At 71.6% G+C, this 18,882-nt stretch carries 19 protein-coding genes, 1 tRNA gene and 1 other RNA gene; 12 read left to right on the forward strand and 9 right to left on the reverse strand.

The features are described 5' to 3' along the window. Positions 1-7 precede the first annotated feature (7 nt). From recR to ffs, 4 genes are all read right to left on the reverse strand, one after another. Positions 8-661, reverse strand: coding sequence for a recombination mediator RecR (gene recR / locus ACFQPD_RS10795; protein WP_385900637.1), 654 nt, complete (start codon positions 659-661; stop codon positions 8-10). Between the two features lie 7 nt (positions 662-668). Beyond that, positions 669-998 carry a YbaB/EbfC family nucleoid-associated protein gene (locus tag ACFQPD_RS10800; protein WP_385900639.1) on the reverse strand — a complete coding sequence of 110 codons (330 nt, stop codon included), beginning with the start codon at positions 996-998 and terminating at the stop codon, positions 669-671. Between the two features lie 42 nt (positions 999-1,040). Continuing rightward, entirely contained in the window at positions 1,041-3,221 is a 2,181-nt protein-coding gene (locus tag ACFQPD_RS10805; RefSeq protein WP_385900640.1) for a DNA polymerase III subunit gamma and tau, read from the reverse strand. 41 nt (positions 3,222-3,262) lie between these two features. Beyond that, positions 3,263-3,359: signal recognition particle sRNA small type (gene ffs, locus ACFQPD_RS10810), an RNA gene on the reverse strand. A gap of 57 nt (positions 3,360-3,416) precedes the next feature. Between ffs and ACFQPD_RS10815 the strand changes: the two genes are divergently transcribed. Together ACFQPD_RS10815 and ACFQPD_RS10820 are read left to right on the forward strand one after the other, a co-directional pair. Beyond that, complete coding sequence (locus ACFQPD_RS10815) at positions 3,417-4,397, forward strand: asparaginase (RefSeq protein ID WP_385900641.1); 981 nt, start codon at positions 3,417-3,419, stop codon at positions 4,395-4,397. A 76-nt stretch (positions 4,398-4,473) separates the two neighbouring features. Further along, positions 4,474-5,823, forward strand: coding sequence for a Na+/H+ antiporter family protein (locus ACFQPD_RS10820; RefSeq protein WP_385900643.1), 1,350 nt, complete (start codon positions 4,474-4,476; stop codon positions 5,821-5,823). A 196-nt stretch (positions 5,824-6,019) separates the two neighbouring features. On the opposite strand, the gene ACFQPD_RS10825 is transcribed toward ACFQPD_RS10820, so the two are convergent. After that, positions 6,020-6,181: a hypothetical protein gene (locus ACFQPD_RS10825; RefSeq protein WP_385900644.1), complete on the reverse strand. Its 162-nt coding sequence runs from the start codon at positions 6,179-6,181 to the stop codon at positions 6,020-6,022. 16 nt (positions 6,182-6,197) lie between these two features. Here ACFQPD_RS10825 and ACFQPD_RS10830 point away from each other — a divergent pair, with 16 nt between their 5' ends. The 5 genes from ACFQPD_RS10830 to ACFQPD_RS10850 all read left to right on the forward strand — a co-directional run bounded on the left by ACFQPD_RS10830 (position 6,198) and on the right by ACFQPD_RS10850 (position 10,114). Beyond that, positions 6,198-7,097: a L,D-transpeptidase gene (locus ACFQPD_RS10830; RefSeq protein ID WP_385900646.1), complete on the forward strand. Its 900-nt coding sequence runs from the start codon at positions 6,198-6,200 to the stop codon at positions 7,095-7,097. A gap of 48 nt (positions 7,098-7,145) precedes the next feature. Further along, a tRNA-Ser gene (locus ACFQPD_RS10835) sits at positions 7,146-7,233 on the forward strand. Positions 7,234-7,414: 181 nt separating this feature from the next. Then, positions 7,415-8,905, forward strand: a complete 1,491-nt coding sequence (locus ACFQPD_RS10840) for an alanine/glycine:cation symporter family protein (RefSeq protein ID WP_385900647.1) — start codon at positions 7,415-7,417, stop codon at positions 8,903-8,905. 14 nt (positions 8,906-8,919) lie between these two features. Continuing rightward, positions 8,920-9,585, forward strand: a complete 666-nt coding sequence (locus ACFQPD_RS10845; RefSeq protein ID WP_385900648.1) for a 2'-5' RNA ligase family protein — start codon at positions 8,920-8,922, stop codon at positions 9,583-9,585. 118 nt (positions 9,586-9,703) lie between these two features. Continuing rightward, positions 9,704-10,114, forward strand: coding sequence for an Hsp20/alpha crystallin family protein (locus ACFQPD_RS10850; RefSeq protein WP_385900649.1), 411 nt, complete (start codon positions 9,704-9,706; stop codon positions 10,112-10,114). A 4-nt stretch (positions 10,115-10,118) separates the two neighbouring features. Here ACFQPD_RS10850 and cobS read toward each other — a convergent pair whose 3' ends face one another. From cobS to cobA, 3 genes are read right to left on the reverse strand one after another with little or no spacing between them, the layout of a single operon-like run. Then, positions 10,119-10,904 (reverse strand): adenosylcobinamide-GDP ribazoletransferase, encoded by a 786-nt coding sequence (cobS, locus tag ACFQPD_RS10855; RefSeq protein WP_385900650.1) that lies wholly within the window; start codon positions 10,902-10,904, stop codon positions 10,119-10,121. Continuing rightward, positions 10,901-11,530, reverse strand: a complete 630-nt coding sequence (gene cobU / locus ACFQPD_RS10860) for a bifunctional adenosylcobinamide kinase/adenosylcobinamide-phosphate guanylyltransferase (protein WP_385900652.1) — start codon at positions 11,528-11,530, stop codon at positions 10,901-10,903. The genes cobS and cobU overlap by 4 nt, the downstream gene beginning before the upstream one ends. A gap of 1 nt (position 11,531) precedes the next feature. Beyond that, the gene (gene cobA / locus ACFQPD_RS10865; RefSeq protein WP_385900653.1) at positions 11,532-12,278 is read right to left on the reverse strand and encodes a uroporphyrinogen-III C-methyltransferase; all 747 of its coding nucleotides are present in this window, start codon (positions 12,276-12,278) and stop codon (positions 11,532-11,534) included. A 132-nt stretch (positions 12,279-12,410) separates the two neighbouring features. On the opposite strand from cobA, the gene ACFQPD_RS10870 reads away from it, so the two are divergent. The 3 genes from ACFQPD_RS10870 (at position 12,411) to serB (ending at position 15,791) form a co-directional block, all read left to right on the forward strand. Then, positions 12,411-13,403 (forward strand): class I SAM-dependent methyltransferase, encoded by a 993-nt coding sequence (locus ACFQPD_RS10870; RefSeq protein WP_385900654.1) that lies wholly within the window; start codon positions 12,411-12,413, stop codon positions 13,401-13,403. An 85-nt stretch (positions 13,404-13,488) separates the two neighbouring features. After that, complete coding sequence (locus ACFQPD_RS10875) at positions 13,489-14,847, forward strand: S1C family serine protease (protein WP_385900656.1); 1,359 nt, start codon at positions 13,489-13,491, stop codon at positions 14,845-14,847. A 59-nt stretch (positions 14,848-14,906) separates the two neighbouring features. Then, on the forward strand, positions 14,907-15,791 hold the full coding sequence (gene serB, locus ACFQPD_RS10880; protein ID WP_197971746.1) for a phosphoserine phosphatase SerB: 885 nt from the start codon (positions 14,907-14,909) through the stop codon (positions 15,789-15,791). Here the strand turns inward: serB and ACFQPD_RS10885 are convergent, their stop codons facing one another. Further along, positions 15,792-16,391, reverse strand: coding sequence for a histidine phosphatase family protein (locus ACFQPD_RS10885; protein WP_385900658.1), 600 nt, complete (start codon positions 16,389-16,391; stop codon positions 15,792-15,794). Between the two features lie 272 nt (positions 16,392-16,663). Here ACFQPD_RS10885 and ACFQPD_RS10890 point away from each other — a divergent pair, with 272 nt between their 5' ends. Both ACFQPD_RS10890 and ACFQPD_RS10895 read left to right on the forward strand, forming a co-directional pair. Next, complete coding sequence (locus tag ACFQPD_RS10890) at positions 16,664-18,178, forward strand: acetyl-CoA hydrolase/transferase family protein (protein ID WP_385900660.1); 1,515 nt, start codon at positions 16,664-16,666, stop codon at positions 18,176-18,178. Positions 18,179-18,282: 104 nt separating this feature from the next. Beyond that, a complete protein-coding gene (locus ACFQPD_RS10895) occupies positions 18,283-18,876 on the forward strand; it encodes a MarC family protein (RefSeq protein WP_385900661.1) in 594 nt (197 codons plus the stop codon). Positions 18,877-18,882 lie beyond the last annotated feature (6 nt).

Raw genomic sequence — 18,882 nt, forward strand, 5'->3', positions numbered from 1 at the left:
CGCACGGTCAGGGTGTCGCCGGGGACGGGTGCGGCAGGCCCGCCTGCGCAGGCCGCGGGTCCGGCTCGAACATGGCTCGCCGCCCCTCGAAAGCCCGGCCGAGCGTCACCTGGTCCGCGTACTCCAGGTCTCCGCCCACCGGTAGTCCGCTCGCGGGCCGGGTGACCCGCACGCCGAAGTCGCGCAGCATCCGGCTGAGATAGGCGGCGGTGGCCTCCCCCTGCGTGTCCGGATCCGTGGCGAGGATGACCTCCGACACCTCGCCGTCCGCCAGCCGCTGGAACAGCTCACGCGTGTGCAGATCCGCCGGCCCGCGGCCGTCGATGGGCGAGATGGAGCCGCCGAGCACGTGGTACAGGCCGCGGAACTCGTTGGTGCGCTCGATGGCGACGACGTCCTTGGACTCCTCCACCACGCACAGCTGGGACCGGTCCCGACGCGGGTCGCGGCAGACGCGGCAGCGCTCCTCCTGAGACACGTTGAAGCACACCTCGCAGAACCGCGTGGACTGCTTGACGCGCCGCAGCATGTCCGCGAGCTCGATGACGTCCTCCTCGGGGGCGTCGAGCAGGTGGAACGCGATGCGCTGCGCGCCCCGCGGACCGATGCCTGGGAGGCGGCTCAGGGCGTCGATGAGGTCCTGGATGGGCCCTTCGTACACGGCTGGGTCAGCCGCCGAGACCGGGCATGCCCGGCATGGCGGGGAGGTCGGGCATCGCGGCGGCTGTCGCGGCGTCCGCCTCCGCCTTCGCGGCGCGGAAGGCCGCGATGACGAGCGCCGACAGGGTCTCGGTGTCCTCGGGGTCCCACGCCTCGGGAGTGATGTCGAGCTCCTCGAGGTCGCCCTTGCCGCTCACCACGACGGTGACCGCACCGCCGCCGGCCGTGCCGGTGAAGCGAGCGTCGGCCAGCTGGTCCTGAGCGCGTTGCAGATCCTCCTGCAGCTGCTGGGCCTGCTGCATGAGGGCGTTGATGTCGAAGTCACCGAACATGGTCATCACTCCTGGAATGGGTCTGGGGACAGCTTATGCGCCCGCGCCTCAGGCATCGTCGGCGTCGCGCACCGCGATGATCTCGGCCCCGAAGGTGCTGCTGAGCAGTTCCTCGGCGTTGTGGGCGCTGTCCAGCACTTCGTCGTCGGACGAGATGTCGACGTCTGGCTCCGGTGGCTCGGGCGCGCGGACGGGCTCGGGGGGCGGGGGCGGCGTGACGGGGGCGCCGGACGGCCGCTGGGCGGGGCGTTCCTGGGCCTGTTCCCCCGACGCGAGGACCGCGTTGATCCGCAGTTCGACGCCGATGGTCTCGATGATGGCGTCCGCGAGGACGTCCTGGCTGCCACCGCTGCCGAAGTTGTCGCGCGGCCCGGTCTGGGCGAACCCGAGGTGGAGCACGCCGTCGGCGACGTCGAGCACCTGCGCGTGCTGGCTGAGCAGCATGAAGGTGAAGCGCCGGCGACGCTTGACCTCCTCCAGCACGTTGGGCCACACGCGACGCAACTCCGCCGCGGTGAGCTGCCCGGGGCCGCCGTCCGGCCGGGGCCCGGCCGGGGCCGGAGGCTCAGGCGCCGCGGGGGGCGGCGCGACGGTGGATCCCGGCGGGGCGCCTGCGGGACGGCGCCGGGGCGCTTCAGCGGCCGGCCGCCGCTCGGCCACGGGTTCGCGGACTGCGGCGGCGGGGGCGGGAGGAGCAGGAGCCGCGGCTGCCGGGGCCGGGGCGGGCTCCGGCGCCGGAGCGGGAGCCGCCGGAGCAGTCTGTGCCTGGCCGGAGGCGCGGCGGCTCTGGTCCGCCGGGCGCTGCATCCGCACCGTGGGCTCTCCGGCGTCGGCCCAGTCCTCGACGGGGGCCGGCCCCGCCTGGCCGCCCATCATCCCGACGCGCCGTTCGAGGCGGTCCATGCGGGCATGCAGGCCACGCTCGTCCGAGTCGGCACCCGGCAGCAGGACCCGGGCGCACATGAGCTCGAGGTGCAGCCGGGGGGCCGTGGTGCCTCGCATGTCGGTCAGGCCGGTAGCGATGACCTCCGCGGCGCGGGTCAGCTCCCCGGCGCCGAGGCCGGCCACCTGCGTCTGCAGGCGCTGCGCCTGGTCCGCGGCGACGTCGAGCAGCCCGTTGGTCGCTGCCTCGGGCACGGCAGCGAGGATGACGAGGTCGCGCAGCCGCCGGAGCAGGTCCTCGGCGAAGCGACGCGGATCCTGGCCGACCTCGATGACCTTGTCCACCGTGCGGAACACCCCGGCGGCGTCCCCGGCGGCGAAGGCGTCCATGATCTCGTCGAGCAGAGCGTCGGGCGTGTAGCCGAGGAGAGCCGCGGCCTGGTCATAGCTGACGCCGTCGTCCCCGGCGCCGCCGAGGAGCTGGTCGAGGACCGAGAGCGAGTCGCGCACCGACCCGGCGCCGGCGCGCACGACGAGCGGGAGCGCGGCCTGGTCCACCGCCACTCCCTCGGTGCGGCAGATCTCGCCGAGGTAATCGGTGAGCAGCCGGGGCGGAACCAGGCGGAACGGGTAGTGGTGCGTACGCGACCGGATGGTCCCGATGACCTTCTCCGGTTCCGTGGTCGCGAAGATGAACTTGGTGTGTGGCGGGGGCTCCTCGACGAGCTTGAGCAGGGCGTTGAAGCCCTGCGTCGTGACCATGTGCGCCTCGTCGATGATGTAGATCTTGTAGCGGCTCGCGACGGGCGCGAAGTAGGCGCGCTCGCGCAGGTCGCGGGCGTCGTCGACGCCGCCGTGCGACGCGGCGTCGATCTCGATCACGTCGATGGAGCCCGGCCCGCCGCGCGCCAGGTCCTGGCAGGAGTCGCACACGCCGCACGGGGCGGGCGTGGGTCCCTCGACGCAGTTCAGGCAGCGCGCCAGGATGCGGGCGGAGGTGGTCTTGCCGCAGCCGCGGGGCCCGGAGAACAGATAGGCGTGGTTGACCCGGTTGCTGGACAGCGCGCGCTGCAGCGGGACGGTGACGTGCTCCTGCCCGATGACGTCGGCGAACGTGTCCGGCCGATAGCGGCGGTAGAGCGCCAGCGGCGACGGCGGGGCCTCGGGACGGCGCGGGGCGGGCGCCCTGGCGACCGCGGCGGCCATAGTCGGTGCCTGCTGCGTGATCTCTTCCGCGGGCTCGTCGAACAGCCCGGCGCCCTCCATCGGCTCGAAGTCCGGAAGGTCCGCTGAGCCGTATCCCTCGTCGAGGAGGGCATTCTCGTCCTCGTCGTACTCGTCGTCCACGCGCCCACCCTATTCCAGAGGCCAGACAATTCCAGGGCAAAGAAAAGGGCCCCTCGCGCACCCGGCAGAGCTCACTTACCCTTGCTGCCTTCCGACCCTGGGGGGGTTGGGCGAGATACCGCCGCGCGAGGAACCTTCGCCAACTCTACCCCATCGACAGACGCCCTCCGCCACTCCTGCCCTAGGCTCCCCCGCATGGTGAATGCAGCGGATCCCGTACTGGCCGAGGTGTGGCGTGGGGACCACCTCGAGTGTCTCCATCACGGGGCGCTGGCCGTGACCGGGCCTGGCGGCGGCTCCCTGCTCTCGCTGGGCGACACCGGCTCGCCCATGCTGCCCCGTTCGTCGCTCAAGCCCCTGCAGGCCGTCGCGATGCTCCGCCACGGCCTCGACCTCGACGGCGCCCTCCTGGCGCTCTCCGGCGCCTCCCACTCCGGCGAGCCCTTCCACCTCGACGGCGTCCGCGCGATCCTCTCCGGCGCGGGGCTGACGCCCTCGGACCTCCGGACGACGCCGGGGCTCCCCCTCGATCAGGACGCCCAGGCGGCGTGGCTGGCCTCCGGCCGAGGCCGCGAGCCGCTGGCCCACAACTGCTCGGGCAAACACGCCGCGATGCTGCGCACCTGCGTGCGCGCGGGGTGGGACACCGCCTCCTACCTCGATCCGGCGCACCCCCTTCAGCTCGCCTGCGGGCTGGCGATCGCGGATCTGACGGGCGAGGACGCGGGCGGCCCGGTCGTCGACGGCTGCGGGGCTCCGGCCTTCGCCGTCAGCCTGGTGGGGCTGGCCCGGTCCTTCGGGCGGCTCGCGGCCGCCGCCGAGGGGCCCGAACGGCACGTCGCCGACGCCTTCCGCGCCCACCCGGAGTACGCCTCCGGGACCCGCCGCGACGAGGTGGTGCTTCACCGCGAGGTCCCCGGCCTCATGTGCAAGGTCGGGGCGGAGGGCTGCTACGCGGTCGGCCTGCCGGACGGCACGGGCATCGCCGTCAAGGTCGGCGACGGTCACCACCGCGCCACGGTGCCGGTGCTCATCGCCGTGCTCACCGCGCTCGGCCACGGCACCGCCGCCCTGTCGGCCCTCGATCCGGAGCCCGTCCTCGGGCACGGCCGGAGGGTGGGCGCCGTCACGCTCGCCGAGCCCGTGCGGGGCGCGATCGCGACGTCCCTCGGCTGAACCGGCCCGGGCGGCCGGCCACTGGCCGCGTCCGATAAGCTGCGCGCGCCCACCGTCGCCCACCCCAGGGGTCCTTGTGAACGCCGTCGTCATCTCCGTCGTCGTCATGCTGGTGCTGTCCGTGCTCCGCGTGCACGTCGTACTGGCCCTCTTCCTCGGCGCGCTGACCGGCGGCCTGCTGGCGGGGTTGGGCCTCGAGGCCACGATGGTCGCCTTCCAGGACGGCCTGGCCGGGGGCGCGAAGATCGCGCTCAGCTACGCCCTGCTCGGCGCCTTCGCCATGGCGGTGGCGCACTCGGGCCTGCCGCAACTGCTGGCCAACTGGATGATCCGCAAGCTCGACGCCGACGACCTGTCCCCGTCGCACAAGGTCACCCGCTGGACCACCTTCGGCCTCATCGCCGGCATCCTCGCGATGTCGATCATGAGCCAGAACATCATCCCGGTGCACATCGCGTTCATCCCGCTGCTCATCCCGCCGCTGCTGGTCATCATGAACCGGCTGCGGCTCGACCGGCGCGCGATCGCGAGCGTCCTGACGTTCGGCCTGGTGACCACCTACATGTTCCTGCCGATCGGCTTCGGCAAGATCTTCTTGACCGACATCCTCTACGGCAACATCATCTCCTCCGGCCTCGACGTCAGCGACGTCAACCCGATGACGGCCATGGGCATCCCCGCCCTGGGCATGGTGGCCGGCCTCCTCATCGCGGTGTTCGTGACCTACCGGCGCCCCCGCGACTACGACCCCGACGCCGTGGTCGACCATGACGCGCCCGCCGAGATCAAGCCCTACCGCATCGCCGTCGCGCTCGCGGCGATCGTCGCGTCGTTCGGCGTCCAGACCTGGCTGACGATGGCCGGCTCCGACGCCGACCCCCTCCTCGTGGGCGCCCTGCTCGGCCTGTGCCTGTTCATCATCACCGGGGCCGTCAAGTGGACCGACGCCGACGCCGTGTTCACCGGCGGCATGCGCATGATGGCGCTCATCGGCCTCATCATGATCGCGGCCCAGGGCTTCGCGTCGGTGATGCGCGCGACGGAGCAGATCGCTCCGCTCGTCGAGGGCACGACGGCCCTGTTCGCGGGCAACAAGGGAGTTGCGGCCATCGCGATGCTGCTGGTCGGCCTGCTGGTGACCATGGGCATCGGCAGCTCCTTCTCGACGCTGCCGATCATCGCGGCGATTTACGTCCCCCTCTGCGTGTCGCTCGGATTCTCGCCCCTGGCCACGGTCTCCATCATCGGCACGGCCGGCGCGCTGGGCGACGCCGGCTCCCCCGCGTCCGACTCCACGCTAGGCCCCACCGCCGGCCTCAACGCCGACGGACAGCACGACCACATGCGCGACACGGTGATCCCGACCTTCCTGCACTTCAACCTGCCGCTGCTGGCGGCCGGATGGCTCGCCGCGATGGTGCTCTGACCCGCGGCGACAATCGGATCTCGATGCAACCCCGCCGAGCGCGGGGGCGTAGACAGGGTGTCAGGCGTTTTCGTCCCGACCCGGCCCGGGCTTAGCATGGCCGTGGTCGGATCACAAGGGAACTGAGAGATATGCGCACACCTGTCCTCCGAGTCGCCGTCGCGGCGCTCGGCCTCCTCCTCATCACGCCGCTGGCTCACGCCGAGACGGCAAGCCCGGTGCCCGACCTGTCGGCCTCCCCGTCGCCCTCGGCGACGGCCAGCACCACGCCCACGACGGCGGCGTCCCCGACGCCCACCGTGACCGCATCGGCCAGCCCGACGAAGTCGGCCTCGCCGACCCCGACGCCCAGCCCCACGCCGACCGTCTCGGCGGTGCCGCTGACGGCGGCGCAGAAGCTGTACGTGACGCCCGGCTACCACTACGTCAACGGCCGGTACTGGAAGACGCGCTGCGAGATGTACTCGACCACCACCGTGCGCTGCTTCACCGACATCTACGCCACCGTGATCAAGAGCGTCAACGGCGTCTGGTACAAGCAGAACACCTGGACGTTCAACAACCTGACCTACCTCCCGTCACCTGAGGCCGCATGGAAGGGCAACAACCTGGTCTCCGGCGACGTGTTCTACTCCGGCGGGCGCACCTGGAAGAGCGAGTGCAACACCGCAGCGACGGGGTACGGCGCGTGCCGCGTCTACATCTGGGCCTCCGCGCCCACGCTCAGCGACGGCGTCGTCAAGCAGGTCTGGACCTGGCGCTTCAACGGGTTCGTGAACTTTGCCACCGCGGGTCGCCCGGCGGTGACCCGGATCCCGGCCACGGCGCCGACCCCCTCGGGCGTGCCGTCGCCCGGCCCGCTCCAGCCCATCGTCTACAACGCCCTCGTGCAGAAGGGCTTCCGGCTCGACTCGCGGTGCCTCACCGGTCGCGGGTTCTGCGTGTCGAAGGATCAGCGCAAGATGGCCTGGGTCGTCAACGGGAAGGTCGACGTGGTGGTCGACGTGCGCTTCGGCTCCGAGCTCACGCCCACCCGCAACGGCGCCTTCACCATCGGCTGGAAGTCGCGCGACCACGTGTCGAGCCTCTACCACACGGCCATGCCGTATGCGATGTTCTTCAGCGGCGGCCAGGCCATCCACTACTCCGCCGACTTCGCCGCCAACGGCTACAACGGGGCCTCTCACGGTTGCGTGAACGTCCGCGACCGGGCCGCGATCGCGCGCCTGTTCGACCTGGCCCGCGTCGGAGACAAGGTGATCGTCTACAACTGATCCACGTGATTTGAGCCGCCGTCGGCCCCTCGGGTAGGGTTCCTCCTTGGAGGATTCGCCTAGAGGCCTATGGCGCTCGCTTGGAAAGCGGGTTGGGTTCACGCCCTCACGAGTTCGAATCTCGTATCCTCCGCCACATCGGGTCCTGCCCCCTCGGGGACAGGACCCGATGTTCGTTGCCGGGGGTGCCCCCGAGCCCCGAGGCGTAGCCCGGAATCACGCGACAGCACCGCCACCCCGTCGCCCACCTGGGGCGGCGCCGGTGGCACCCCCGGAGGGGTTCGTGCCCTACCGGTCGCGGCCACGTCGTCGGTGCCATGATGTCTCCAGACATCGACCGCCCCTCACGGACGGAGCAGACCATGGACGCGATCCTGGGGTTCCTGGACACCATCAACACCTACATGTACACGTGGGTGCTCATCTACGTCCTCGCGGCGGTGGGGATCTACTTCACGGTCCGGACCCGGGGCATGCAGCTGCGCATGTTCCCCGCGATGATCCGCACCATCCTCCACTCCGGGCGCCATGAGGGGACGGGCATCACGCCCTTCCAGGCGTTCTCGATCGGCCTCGCCTCGCGGGTCGGCACGGGCAACATCGCGGGGGTCGCGATCGCCATCACGCTCGGCGGCCCGGGGGCCGTGTTCTGGATGTGGGTCATCGCCCTCATCGGCATGGCCACCGCCTTCGTGGAGGCGACATTGGCCCAGGTCTTCAAGGTGTCCTGGCCCGACGGGACCTACCGCGGTGGTCCCGCGTTCTACATCTGGCGCGGCCTGAAGTCGTGGCGATGGGGTGCAGCCTTCGCCGTCGCGCTGCTGTTCACCTTCGGTATCGCGTTCGAGATGGTGCAGGCCAACACCATCGCCCAAACCCTGGACGCCTCCCACGGCGTTCCGGTGTGGGTCTCGGCGATCGCGCTGGCGATCCTGACCGGAGCCGTCATCCTCGGCGGCATCAAGGCCGTCGCCCGCGTGGCCGAGTGGGTCGCGCCGATCATGGCCGGCCTCTACATCCTCCTCGCACTGGTCATCCTCGTGCTCAACATCGACCGGCTCGGCTTCGTGTTCTACGAGATCATCGCCTCCGCCTTCGGGCTCAACGAGGCCCTCGCGGGGACGGCCGGCGGCGTGACCGCGGCGCTCCTCAACGGCGTCAAGCGCGGCCTCTACTCGAACGAGGCGGGAATGGGTTCCGCACCCAACGCCGCCTCGACCGCGACCACGAGCCACCCCGCCCGCCAGGGCCTCATCCAGTCGATGGGCGTCTTCGTCGACACCATGCTCATCTGCTCGGCCACCGCGTTCGTGATCCTCCTGTCGGACGCCAGCGTGTACGCACCCGGCATGGACGTCGAGGGCGCGACGCTGACGCAGTCGGCCGTCGCGCACCATCTCGGGGAGTGGATGACGCTGCCCATGACCATCCTGATCTTCACGTTCGCCTACTCGACGATCATCGGCAACTACGCGTACGCCGAGGTGAACCTCGACTACCTGACGGGGCGCAAGCACGAGCACGACCTCGCCCTGCGGCTCGTGGTCATCGCCTCCGTCGTCGTCGGGGCCTTCCTCAAGCTGGACGTGGTGTGGAGCCTCGCGGACGTGTCCATGGGCGTCATGGCCCTGATCAACCTCGTCGCGATCGTCCTGCTCGGCAAGTGGGCCTTCGGGACGCTGCGCGACTTCACCGAGCGCAAGGGCGCGCCCTTCGTGGCCACGGACAACCCCTACCTGCCCGGGAAACTGGAGTCTGACATCTGGGTGGCGGACAACCCCACCCTCGCGCGGCTGCCGGAGCAGTGACGGCGCGCGGGTCCGTGCCCGGCACCACGGAGGGGCCGGACCGCACGATCGCCTGCGAGGACCGCGACTTCGTCGAATGGCACGGCGGATGCGAACACGCCCTGGTCTGGGCGGTGGAGGCGGACGCGGCTCCCGTCCGGGCGGCGGTGGCCTCGGCGCGGGAGCGGTGGGGCGACGTGCTGCTCCCCCGCCACCAGCGCCAGCCCCACATCACGGTTGCCTACGCCGGCCCCGTCCCGACGCCGGGGGCGAACCCGGTCGACGCCCCCTACACCCGGGACCGACTGGTGTCGGACCTCGAGCGGCTGCGGGCCGTCGGCGTCGGCCCGTTCGCGGTCAGGGTCAGCGGGTGGGACACGTTCCCGATGGTGCCCTACCTGCCAGCGACCGCCCCTGAGCTCGTGCGCCTCAACGCCGCGCTCACGCAGGGATCGCCACACGAAGGCGGCTACGTGCCACACGTGACGATCGGGCACTACGCGGTGTCGCGGCCGATGGACGAGTTGCGGGCCCGGGCCGCCGGGTGGCGGGCGCCGCGGATCGACCCGCTCGATGTCGCGGAGATCTCCCTGCTCGCCTACGCGACCCGCGACATCGCCGGTCCGCTCACCACCGTCGGGCGGCTCCGTCTGGCCGACGGCGCGTGGCTGCGGACGGCCCGGCTGCCCGGCTTCGGGTGACTGCGGCAGCCGTTGACTCCACCCCCTGACGGGCGCAGAATCGAAGGAGAACTTCCGCCATGGTCGCGGAGGTGAGCGGGGCGACACCCCGTCGTCCCGGGGAGGAGAGGAGTTCGCCATGGCACTGGTGCGACGCGACTGGCCGGACCTGCAGGATCTGGTGCAGCGGTGGTTCGAAGGAGACGTGGACAAGTCCTGGTTGCGCGTCGAAGAGTTCACGGAGGACGACACCTTGGTCGTCCGCGCCGAGTTGCCGGGCATCGACCCGGACAAGGACGTCGAGATCGCCATCGACGACGGCGACCTGACCATCCGCGCGCAGCGGCAGGCCAAGTCCGAACACAAGGACAAGGACGGTTACCGGTCGGAGTTCCGGTACGGCTCGTTCTACCGGACCGTCAAGCTGCCCTCCGGGGCAACCACGGACGACGTCACGGCCACCTACCGCGACGGCGTCCTGGAGATTCGCGTGCCCGTGGCCGCCCAGGTGGCGGCGCCCGCGGCGAAGATCCCGGTTACGCGAGGCTGAGGCGTCAGGCGCCCAGGGCGCCGGCGAGGACTGCGGACGCGACGAGGCACGTCCCCTGCGTCACCTCGATGACCGACCCGAACACGTCGCCGGTCATGCCGCCGAGGCGGCGCGCCAGCCGTCGTGCCCACAGCAGCCCGACCGCACCCGCCGCGGTCGCCGCGACCGCGAGGGCCACCGCCCCCGGGACCCCACCCGCCAACCAGCCCGCGACCGCCGCGACGACCAAGCCCGCGGCCGCAGTCACGGCCGCGGTCACGGGCCCCGTGACGCCGATGAACAGGGCGCCGAACCCCTGCTGACGGGCCGAGTCCCGCGACACCGTCGCCCCGGTCACCACGGCCCGGCCCGCCATGGCGGCGACTGCCAGCGCCGCCGCCGCCAAGGCGCCACCGCGCTCCGCGAGCGACGTCAGCGCTGCCGCGTCGATAAGGAGGCCGAGGGCCAGGGCCGCTACCCCCATGGGTCCGATGTCGGACTTGCGCATGATCGCCAGCGCCGCCTCCGCGGGCTTGCGCGACCCCAGCCCGTCGGCGGTGTCGGCCAGTCCGTCCAGGTGCAGCGCGCCCGTGAGACCGGCGGCGACGGCGAGGGCCAGCGCGGACCCCAGGAGGCCACCCGCACCCGAGGCGGTCACCAGCCAGAGGACGGCGCCGGCGGCGGCACCGACGAGCAGCCCCACCCAGGGGAAGGCCGCCATGGCCCGGGCGGCCAGTCGCCGGTCGATCTCCGCCACCGACGGCACGGGGATGACCGTGAACAGTCCCAGCGCCGCGACGAAGCCCGTCACTTGATCCGCCTCGCGATCCCGGCCGTGCACAGCCAGACCTCCCGTGACGCCTCCGCGAGGCGCGCGTTCAGCCGGCCGAGCTCGTCGCGGTACAGGCGGCCCGACGGCGTGGCCGGCACCACGCCCGATCCCACCTCGTTGCTCACGATGATGACCTCGCGCGTCGTCCGGCGCAGCGCGTCGGCCACCCGCGACACCTCCCGCTCGACCCGCTCGCGCCAGCCGGGCGAGTCGTCCCATGCGCCCGCGGCCATGAGGACGCGGTCCAACCAGACGGCCGCACAATCGATGAGTACCGGGGCGGCGTCGTCGCGGTCCAGGACGGAGGCCAGGTCGATCGTCTCCACGGTCCGCCACGAGCCGGGGCGACGGTCGCGGTGCAGGGCGACGCGGTGCGCCCACTCGGGGTCGTCGTCGCGCACCTCTGAGGTGGCGACGTAGTCGACGTCACGGGCCGCCGCCAACTGCGCCTCCGCCCACGAGGACTTGCCCGACCGGGCCCCGCCCAGGACCAGGGTCGGAACCGGCGCGTGGGCCATGGGAGCCACGTCGGCGCGCTCGGCGAGCCGCTCCAGCAGCTCGACGGCGGCGGCGTCGGCGGGGTCGATGCGGACGGAGAACTCCACTTCAGGCCTCGAGCTCGAGCGCGGCGACGGCCCCGATCACCACGATCGCCGGCGGCCGGATGTCCGCCCGCGCCGCCTCGCCGGCGATGCTCGCCAGGGTTGCCCGGATCGTGAGCTGCCCGGGTGTGGTGCCGTCGGCGATCACGGCCGCGGGCGTGTCCGGCGGCAGCCCGTGCCGCTGCAGCTCGGCGGAGATCTCCGGCAGGTTCTGGACGCCCATCAGCACGACGAGGGTGAGGTTGGCTCCGGCCAGCGCCGCCCAGTTGACCTCGCTGCGCGGATCCGACGGCGGAACATGCCCGGAGACGACGACGAAGCCCTGGGTGAGCCCCCGGTGCGTGACGGGGATCCCCGCCAACGCCGGGACGCTCACCGCCGACGTGACGCCCGGAACGACCCGGACCGGGATGCCAGCGGCGTGGCAGGCCAGCCACTCCTCGCCGCCGCGGCCGAAGACGTAGTTGTCCCCGCCCTTGAGGCGTACCACGCGCCGCCCCTGGCGGGCGCGGTCGACGAGGATGGCGTTGATCTCCTCCTGGGGCGTGAACTCGCCGCGGGGAATCTTGCCGACGTTGATGATCTCCGCGTCCGCGCGCGCCTCGTCGAGACACCGCAGCGCCCCGAGCCGGTCGTGGACGATGACGTCGGCCGCCCGGATCGCGTCCAGGCCGGCGACCGTCATGAGGCCCGGGTCTCCGGGGCCTCCCCCGACCAGCACGACGGTGCCGGGCGCGAACTCCTGCTCCATGGACTCTCTCCTCGCTAGGTTCGGGGCAACCCTATCGACGGCGCGGCTCTCGGCCGAAGGTGCCCAGCGTGTGCGCCGTGGGGCCGCCCGATGGGGCGGCGACGGGGCTGCCGGCCCCGTAGACTCCCCCCCATGCGTGATGCCGTGGATGACCTGATCTGGGACGAGGCCCCGCGGCAGGCGGGCGCCGTGGCGCTGCTCGACGCCCCCGCCCTGCTCGACGACGCCCGCACCCTCACCGACGATGTCCGGGTCTGGTGCGACGACTGGCGCGACGCAGAGCTGGTGCCGGCTGAGTATCTGGTCGAGCACCCGACCGACCTCGCGGGCGTCGACCTCGCCCTGGCGCGGCTGCCGAAGTCCCTCGGCGCCCTCGACGAGATGTGCGCCGTGGTTCAGGGGGCCACGGACGTCACGTTCATCGGCGGGGCTCGGATCAAGCACCTCAACCGCTCGATGAACGAGGTCCTGGGCCGCCACTTCACGGCGGTCTCGGCGAGCCTCGGCCGCGCGAAGAGCCGGGTGCTGCGCGCATGGGGGCCCAACGGGCTGCCCAACGAATGGCCGAAGGTCCGCGAGCACCCCGACCTCGGCTTCGCTGTCGCGGCCCACGGCGCCACGTTCGGCGGCACCAAGATCGACCCGGGCTCCCGGCTGCTCATCTCGGCGCTGGCCGGCGCCGGCCGCACCCCCGGCCTCGAGGGCGACGACGTCCTCGACTTCGGGTGCGGCAACGGCACGCTGACGATGTGGCTGGCCCGCGAGGGCCGCCGCGTCTCGGCGACGGACGTCAGCTGGGCGGCCGTGGCGGCCACCGCCGTCGCGGCCGAAGTCAACCGGGTGGACGTCGACGTGGCCTGGGGCCCCGGCCTGGCGGCGCAGGCCGACGCCAGCGTCGATGCCATCGTCACCAACCCCCCGTTCCACCGCGGGATGGCCAAGGACTCCGAGGACACGCTGGCCATGTTCGACGACGCCCGGCGCGTGCTGCGGCCGGGCGGCCAGCTGTGGTGCGTGTTCAACTCGCATCTGCCGTGGCGGCGCGAGTTGAACGACCGCGTCGGGCCCACCCGGGTGGCCGCGCAGGACCCTCAGTACACGGTGACGGTGACGACCGCGCGCTGAGCGCTATCAGAGTCAGCTCAGGGGTTTCACAGGAAGCTCATAGACTCGATGGGTTAACTGGGGTGGTACCGATCAGGAGGCCTGAATGACCAACGAGCAGCACCCGAACCCCTGGAGCCGTGACGGCTGGCGGGCGCCCGACACGTGGCAGCCCCCGGCGCACCCGAATGCCCCGGCTCAGCCGGGCCCGCAGACCCACCCGACGCAGGATCAGCGCACGCCGTATCCGCAGCCGACCCCCCAGCCCGCGTCGCACGCCTCGGCGTCGTACGGCCCGCCGAGCCCGTTCGGGACCCCCACGTCCACGGCCTCGGCGACCCACCGCCGCTCGGGGCTCGCCGGCCTGCTCGCCGTGGCGGTCCTGGCCGCGGGTGTCGGCGGAGGTGCCGGGTTCGCCGCGTCCCAGTGGACGGGCGGCGTGGCTGACTCGGCCGCATCGGCTTCGGCCTCGGCCAGCACCGGGGCGACCGAGACGCAGATCGTCCAGGCGGATCCCAACAACCCCAACTGGACCGAGGTGGCGCAATCAGCCGTCCGGGCGGTCGTCGCGATCCAGGTCCAGGGCCAGGACGGGTCCGCCGGGCAGGGCTCGGGCGTCATCATCGACGCCGAAGGACACATCGTCACCAACAACCACGTCGTGTCGGGCAGCGGCTCGAACGCCCAGATCGTCGTGCTGCTCGACGACACGTCGTACGCGGCCGAGGTCGTCGGGACCGACCCGTCGACGGACCTCGCCGTCATCAAGCTCGTCGACCCGCCGTCGAAGCTCACCGTGATGTCCATCGCGGACGAGTCGGAGCTCCAGGTCGGGGACCCGGTGATGGCGATCGGCAACCCGCTCGGACTGGCCGACACGGTCACCACCGGCATCGTCTCCGCCCTCAACCGCCCCGTCACCACGCGGGCGGTGAGCAACACCACCATCGCGCAGGGCCGCGACGACCTGGTCGTGACCGCCGCCATCCAGACCAACGCCGCGATCAACCCCGGCAACTCCGGCGGGGCCCTCGTCAACGGCGAGGGGCAGCTCGTGGGGGTCACGTCGTCGATCGCGTCGCTCGCCTCGTCGTCGTCCAGCCAGGCCGGCAACATCGGGCTCGGCTTCGCGATCGGCGCCGGGCAGGTGCAGTACGTCACGGAGCAGCTGATCGAGAAGGGCGTCGCCGAGCACCCGCAGATCGGAATCAGCGCCTCCGACGTCAGCGGCACCGGCCCGCTCGGCGCCGTCGTGGCTGAGGTGGTTGCCGGCTCGCCGGCCGAGGCGGGAGGACTGCGGGCCGGTGACCTCATCACCGAGGTCGACGGCGCCCCCGTCTCGTCCACCGAGTCGCTGGTGGCTCTGGTGCGCAACGGACGGGTCGGGCGCGAGATGACGCTGAGCGTCGTGCGCGACGACGAGGAGATCGAGATCACCGTCACCCCGGTCGCGGCCGCCCGCTGACGGTCCACGGCGGGCGCAGCCACGGCTTGCGCCCGCCGCTGCCGGTTAGCCTGTCCCTCATGGAGATCCGCGTCACGCTCGCCGCCCAGGGCCCCATTCCCGAGTCCCTCGTCGCCCTCATCCCCAGCACGGGCCATGTCATCAGCGACGAGACCCTCTACGGGCAGCGGATCAGCATGTTCACGGAGCACGACGACCCGCGGGCGCTGCGCGCCGCGCTGCGGGCGGTGGCGGGCGATGTCGCGGTGGGGGTCGTGACCGGGCCCTTGGCGAAAGTGCCGGCCCGGCTGCTCCTCATGGACGTCGACTCCACCCTCACCACCACCGAGGCCATCGATCTGCTGGCGCACCACGCGGGGGTCGGGCCGAGGGTCGCGGAGATCACCGAGCGCGCCATGCGCGGCGAGCTGGACTTCGCGCAATCGCTGACGGAGCGGGTCGCCACGCTGGAGGGGCTGCCCACGGCCATCTTCACGGAGGTGGGGCAGGCCATGACGCTGTCCAACGGCGCGGCGGAGCTCATCGCCGCCGCACACGCCAGCGGCGCGAAGGTGGGCGTGACGTCGGGCGGGTTCACGCAGCTGGTGGCGCCCCTGGCGGAGCGGCTCGGCCTCGACTTCTTCAACGCCAACCAACTCGAGACGCACCACGTCGACGGCGAGGAACGCCTCACCGGCCGCGTGAGCGGTCCCATCGTCGACCGGGACCAAAAGGCCCGGGACCTGCTGCGCTTCGCCCACGCCGAGGGCATCGATCCCGCGCTCACCGTCGCGGTCGGCGACGGCGCCAACGACCTCGGCATGTTCGCCGCGGCCGGCCTGTCGGTGGCCTACTGCGCCAAGCCGGTCACGGCAGCGGCCGCGGACGTCGCGATCGGGTTCCCCCGCCTCGACGCCGTCGCCGCGTTCGCGTTCAACACGGTCCGGGCTCCCCTCGAGGCCTGATCAGCTGTTCCAGCGGACCAGCGCGGGCGAGTCCTTCTCCCAGCCCAGGATCCCCAGGGCGCCCGTGACGAACGGGAAACTGGCCGCCAACGGAACCGGCTGCTCGATCCACAGCATGGCGAGGGCCCGCAGCGCGTGACCGTGGCCGAACACGAGGATCCGCGGCAGACCGGACGCCTTGGCCCGCGCCACCACGCGGCCCAGTCGTTCCTCGACCTGCTGCCGGGACTCGCCGGGGGCCATGCCGTCGCGGTCCAAGTCCGGAGCCCCGTGGGTCCAGATGCGCCACCCTGGGACGAGTTCGCCGATCTGGACACTGGTCAGGCCCTCGCCCGGGCCGTAGTCCCACTCGACCAGGTCCGGGTCGATCTCAGGCGCGGTGAAGCCCGCCAGCCGCGCCGTCTCCCGCGCCCGCAGCCGGGGGCTGCTCAGGACCAGGTCGAAGTGCTCGCCCTCCAGCCTGCGTGCGATGACCTCGGCGTCCTCGCGTCCCTGTGGCAGCAGGTCCAGGTCGGTCGTGGACGTGTGGCGCCCGTCCCGCGACCACTCCGTCGCTCCGTGGCGCACCAGCCAGAGTTGGGTTCGATCATCCTCGGCCACAGCGGCCTCCTCCCGTTGCCTCCCCAGCCTAGGCACACGCGTCAGCCGACACTCCTAGCACGCCGAACCGGCTGTGGTCCGACCACCCCGGCGCTGTCGGTGCCCCACAGGGATGCAAGGATGATCCCGTAGCAGCCGACGGGGCCCGGCGGCCCCTGAGCGCCGCTGGTCCGTGTGTTGCCGTCCCGCCGTCCGAGAGCCAAACGGGCGGCGGAATCGGTGCGCCCCTCCCGCTAGGGTGGGACCGCACCGCAATCTCTCAAGGAGGACAGATGTCAGGTCGCATCCGCAACGAGGCGTTCAAGCAGAAGGTGATGTCGGCCCACGACGCCGCCGCCCTCGTCGAAAACGGATGGAATGTCGGATTCTCGGGCTTCACCGGGTCCGGCTACCCGAAGGTGTTCCCGGAGGCACTCGCCGCCATCATCGACGCCCACCACGCCAAGGGTGAGGAGTTCCGGATCGGCGTGTGGACCGGAGCGTCGACCGCCCCCGAGCTCGACGGCGCCCTGGCCCGCACCGGCGGCATCTCCTACCGCGCGCCCTACCAGTCGGACCCCGAGATGCGCAGCGCCATCAACACCGGCGTCTCGTACTACCAGGACATCCACCTGTCCCACATGGGGCCGCAGGTCTCGCAGGGCTTCCTGGGCCACCTCAACCTGGCCGTCGTCGAGGCCACCGCGATCACCGAGGACGGCGACATCGTCCCGTCCTCCTCGGTGGGCATGAACCGCACCTACCTGGACCACGCGGACAAGATCATCATCGAGGTGAACTCGTGGCAGTCCGAAGACCTCTTCGGCATGCACGACATCTACTACCCCATCGGCGCGCTGCCCCCGAACCGCGTGCCCCTGCCCATCCAGAACGCGGGCGACCGCATCGGCGGCAAGGTGCTGAAGGTCGACGCCGACAAGGTCGTCGCGGTCATCGAGACCAACTCGGCGGACCGCAACACGCCGTTCAAGGCCCTCGACGACGATTCGCGCGCCATCGCCGGTTACTTCCTCGACTTCCTCGGCAACGAGGTCAAGGCCGGCCGCCTGCCGGAGAACCTGCTGCCGCTGCAGTCGGGCGTCGGCAACATCGCCAACGCGGTGCTCGCCGGCCTGTTGGAGGGCCCGTTCGAGAATCTCACCTCCTACACCGAGGTGATCCAGGACGGCATGGTCGACCTCCTGGACTCCGGCAAGCTGACGGTGGCGTCGGCGACCGCGTTCTCGCTGAGCCCGACGGCGGCCGAGAAGATGAACGACAACGCCGCGGACTACCGTAACAAGATCGTGCTGCGTCCCCAGGACGTGTCGAACCACCCCGAGGCCATCCGCCGCATGGGTGTCATCGCCTGTAACGGGATGATCGAGGCCGACATCTACGGCAACGTGAACTCGACCCACGTCATGGGTTCGCGCATGCAGAACGGCATCGGCGGCTCGGGCGACTTCACCCGCAACGGGTGGGTGTCGTGCTTCGTGACCCCGTCGACGGCGAAGGGCGGGGCCATCTCCTGCATCGTCCCGATGGTCAATCACGTCGACCACACCGAGCACGACGTGCAGGTCCTCATCACCGAGCAGGGCCTCGCGGACCTGCGCGGGCTGGCGCCTCGCCAGCGCGCCATCAAGGTGATCGAGAACTGCGCGCACCCGGACTACCGTGAGCCGCTGCTCGAGTACGTCAAGCTCGCCGAGAAGAAGGCCAACGGGCATCACACCCCGCACGACCTCGCCACCGCGCTCGGCTGGCACGTCCGGTTCCTCGAGACCGGCACCATGGCGCTCTGACCCACCCACGCCACGGGGCCCCGTCGCTTCGGCGGCGGAGCCCCGTGCCATGCGGCAGGATGGGACCGCCCCGCCTCTGCCCCCGGACAAGGAGTCCCCCTGCCATGACGCTGCTCGTGTCGTCGTTCGTCACGTTCCTCCTCGTCATGGACCCGCTCGGCAACGTGCCCCTGTTCCTCACCTCGCTGCGCAACACCAAGCCGGAACGACGCCAGTGGGTGATTCTGCGGGAGTGCCTGATCGCGCTGGCGGTGATGGTGACGTTCCTGTTCCTCGGACAGGGCCTGCTGACCCTGCTCCACATCGACGGGGCCGCCCTGCAGGCGGCCGGCGGCGTCATCCTGCTGCTCATCGCCATCCGCATGGTGTTCCCCACCCCCGAGCGGAACCTGTCGGAGCCCCAGACGCATGACGAGCCGTTCATCGTCCCGTTGGCGGTGCCCTACATCGCCGGCCCGTCGCTGCTCGCAGTCATCGTCGTCCTCGTCAGCCAGGATCCCGGGGACTGGCCCTGGTTCCTCGGCGGCCTGGTCGCGGCGTGGGCCCTCACCGCGATCACGCTGTACTTCTCCGGCTTCCTGCAGCGGGTCGTCGGCACCCGCGCGCTCGTCGCCGTCGAACGCCTGATGGGCATGATCCTGGTGATCATGGCCGTGCAGATGACGTTCGAGGGCGCGAAGGCCTTCTTCCTCGCCTGATATGAA

The organism is Tessaracoccus sp. O5.2 (assembly GCF_964266725.1).
Taxonomy (GTDB): domain Bacteria; phylum Actinomycetota; class Actinomycetes; order Propionibacteriales; family Propionibacteriaceae; genus Arachnia; species Arachnia lapidicapta.

Coding starts and splice junctions, on each gene's coding strand:
- ACFQPD_RS10800 (WP_385900639.1), bottom strand. CDS start 998: ATGACCATGTTCGGTGACTTCGACATCAACGCCCTCATGCAGCAGGCC.
- ACFQPD_RS10815 (WP_385900641.1), top strand. CDS start 3,417: ATGGTGAATGCAGCGGATCCCGTACTGGCCGAGGTGTGGCGTGGGGAC.
- ACFQPD_RS10840 (WP_385900647.1), top strand. CDS start 7,415: ATGATGTCTCCAGACATCGACCGCCCCTCACGGACGGAGCAGACCATG.
- ACFQPD_RS10850 (WP_385900649.1), top strand. CDS start 9,704: ATGGCACTGGTGCGACGCGACTGGCCGGACCTGCAGGATCTGGTGCAG.
- cobA (WP_385900653.1), bottom strand. CDS start 12,278: ATGGAGCAGGAGTTCGCGCCCGGCACCGTCGTGCTGGTCGGGGGAGGC.
- ACFQPD_RS10870 (WP_385900654.1), top strand. CDS start 12,411: ATGCGTGATGCCGTGGATGACCTGATCTGGGACGAGGCCCCGCGGCAG.
- ACFQPD_RS10875 (WP_385900656.1), top strand. CDS start 13,489: ATGACCAACGAGCAGCACCCGAACCCCTGGAGCCGTGACGGCTGGCGG.
- serB (WP_197971746.1), top strand. CDS start 14,907: ATGGAGATCCGCGTCACGCTCGCCGCCCAGGGCCCCATTCCCGAGTCC.
- ACFQPD_RS10890 (WP_385900660.1), top strand. CDS start 16,664: ATGTCAGGTCGCATCCGCAACGAGGCGTTCAAGCAGAAGGTGATGTCG.
- ACFQPD_RS10895 (WP_385900661.1), top strand. CDS start 18,283: ATGACGCTGCTCGTGTCGTCGTTCGTCACGTTCCTCCTCGTCATGGAC.